Here is a 2537-nt window from a genome sequence, read left to right as displayed (position 1 = left end):
ATATTTTTCCTTCGAACATCATAGAGTTAGGTTAAAGCCACGGACGGTTTTCAAAGCACCGTCGATGTTCTCCACCAGTGCAATAGGCCGCAAATCTGCGTCCCTCGCCCAATGTAGCCCATCTTTCATGGCAATCCCGGTCAAGACGCGACCCTGTTGGATCGCCCTTGCCTGTTCCGGGGAGAGATCAAGAGCCGGGATGTCGACCAGCCCTGCCTCTATCGGCAAGATAATGTCTTCTTGGGCTGCCCCTTGGCCGAATGCATTCAGTTTGTCCAGCGAAATCGCGCCATTCAGGGCAAACGGACCGGCACGCACGCGGCGCAGCATAGAGACATGGCCGACGGTACCCAAAGCATAGGCAATATCGCGCGCCAAGCTTCGGATGTACGTGCCTTTGGACACGTCAGCAGTCAGTGTGATTGAACCCAAAAGCGCGTCACCCTGAACTTGTTTCAGGGTCTTACTTTCATCCCGGTCGACGTGAGATACTGAAACAAGTTCAGCATGACAGATGGTGAGTTGATAGACCGTCACGCCCCGCGACTTCATCTCGACCACTTCACCTGCCCGCGCCAAATCATAAGCGCGCTTGCCATCAATTTTGATCGCGGAATAGGCCGGCGGAATCTGTTCAATCGGCCCGGTGAACTGCGCAAGTGCTTGCTGCACTTGCTCCAGCGTGGGCCGCACGTCCGAAGTTGCAACAACCTCGCCCTCGGCATCTAGGCCGCTGGTCTCTGTTCCAAAGCAGATGGTAAAGTCATATGTCTTGGACGCGTCGAGCATCCGGCCACATAATTTGGTCGCTTCACCCAATGCGATGGGGAGAACACCGGTGGCGAGTGGATCAAGCGTACCGCCATGCCCAACCTTGACCTTGCAAAAGCCAGCAGAACGCAAGTTGCGCTTTACCGCTGCAACGGCCTGCGTTGAACCCAGACCAAGCGGTTTATCGAGGATGATCCAGCCATGCATGCCCGCCCTTTAGGGCGCGGTGTAGCATCAAGTCAATTTGAAGGCGCGGCGACATCGCTGCCTGCGGCCAACAAAGGGACCATGGCTTTTTCATGATAGGCACGACGATATGCCTTTCTGGATGAACGGCACATGAAAAGTCAGCCTAAGCCGCGCGCCTCGTTAAAATGCTTTCGGCACATCGCGACGTAACGATCATCGCCGCCAATTTCGGTTTGTGCGCCATCGACAACGGCTTTGCCGGTCTCATCAACGCGCAAGTTCATCGTCGCTTTGCGGCCGCAGTCACACACGCCTTTTAATTCAACCAGGCTGTCCGCGATGCCTAGCAATGCAGCGGAGCCGGGGAAAAGTTCGCCCTGAAAATCCGTGCGTAAGCCATAGCAAACGACCGGAATACCCGCCTTGTCGGCCAAGCTTGCAGCCTGCCAAACCTGTTCTTTGGTCAAAAACTGCGCTTCGTCGATCAGCACGCACGCAAGCGGCGTTTCTGCGTGCTTCGCAAGGACTGCGCGTTCGATATCCGTGTCGCTTTCAAAGCGGCTGGCATCACCGGCGAGACCAATGCGAGAGCTGATGGCGCCGAAACCCGGGCGGTCATCAATAGCGGCCGTCCACAGCATCACCTGCATGCCGCGCTCGCCATAATTGAATGCAGCCTGCAGCAATGTCGTCGATTTGCCAGCGTTCATCGACGCGTAGTAGAAGTATAGCTTGGCCATTATTCTGCGTCGTCGGTCAAATCTTGTTGCACCTTGGGCTGTGCCAATAAGCCTTCGATATGCGTGGCTTGGTCGAAGCTATCGTCCGCCAGAAACTTCAACTTCGCCGCATATTTCATGCTCACCCGCGAGGCGACTTCCTTTTGGAAAAACGCCGTATTGGTGCGCAGTGCCTTAAGCACCTTTTCTTCATTTGCCCCCAACAGCGGCTTAATGAATGCCGTTGCATGGCGCAAATCCGGGGACATACGCACTTCGGTCACGCTGACGCTGTGGCTGTTAAGAACGTCGTCATGCACTTCGCCGCGCGCGAGCAGTTCCGACAATATATGCCGGAATTGTTCGCCTACGCGCAGCAACCGTACGGAACGGCCCTCGGTACCAGTGTCGTTATGCTTGGCCATACAGCTCCCCTTTCAGGTTCGAGCTAAGCTCACAACGTCCGTTCACGTTCCTCGACTTCAAAGACCTCGAGCATATCGCCTGCCTTGACGTCGTTGGTATCCGCCAACACGACACCACATTCGAGACCAGCACGAACTTCGTCGATATTGTCCTTGAACCGGCGAAGCGAAGCAATCGTGGTTTTCGACACGATGACGTCTTCGCGGGTAAGACGTGCATGAAGGCCCTTTTTGATGATGCCTTCGGTGACCAGCAAACCAGCGGCCTTGTCGCGCTTGCCGGACTTGAACACGTCCTTGACCTCTGCACGTCCGACGACGGTTTCGATGATTTCCGGACCAAGCTCGCCCGCCATTTCCTTGGCGATGTCTGCCGTCAGGTGATAAATCACATCGAAATACTTCAACCGGACGCGGTCACGTTTCGCAAGCG

General features: G+C 55.6%; 3 protein-coding genes and 1 pseudogene. All 4 read right to left on the bottom strand.

The window, feature by feature from the left end:
* Positions 1–18: 18 nt before the first annotated feature.
* Positions 19–978: a tRNA pseudouridine(55) synthase TruB gene (gene truB, locus ACIQ0G_RS10885; RefSeq protein WP_397577921.1), complete on the bottom strand. Its 960-nt coding sequence runs from the start codon at positions 976–978 to the stop codon at positions 19–21.
* A 140-nt stretch (positions 979–1118) separates the two neighbouring features.
* On the bottom strand, positions 1119–1700 hold the full coding sequence (locus ACIQ0G_RS10880) for a thymidine kinase (RefSeq protein ID WP_397577920.1): 582 nt from the start codon (positions 1698–1700) through the stop codon (positions 1119–1121).
* Positions 1700–2104, bottom strand: coding sequence for a 30S ribosome-binding factor RbfA (gene rbfA, locus ACIQ0G_RS10875; protein ID WP_183940442.1), 405 nt, complete (start codon positions 2102–2104; stop codon positions 1700–1702). The genes ACIQ0G_RS10880 and rbfA overlap by 1 nt, the downstream gene beginning before the upstream one ends.
* Before the next feature lie 29 nt (positions 2105–2133).
* A pseudogene (locus ACIQ0G_RS10870) lies at positions 2134–2537 on the bottom strand (translation initiation factor IF-2); the annotation flags it as partial.

The sequence above is a fragment of the Sphingorhabdus sp. genome (genome assembly GCF_044354325.1).
Taxonomy (GTDB): Bacteria; Pseudomonadota; Alphaproteobacteria; order Sphingomonadales; family Sphingomonadaceae; genus Sphingorhabdus_B.
The sequence above is the reverse complement of the archived record's forward strand: the minus strand, read 5'-3'. Positions and strand labels throughout refer to the sequence as shown.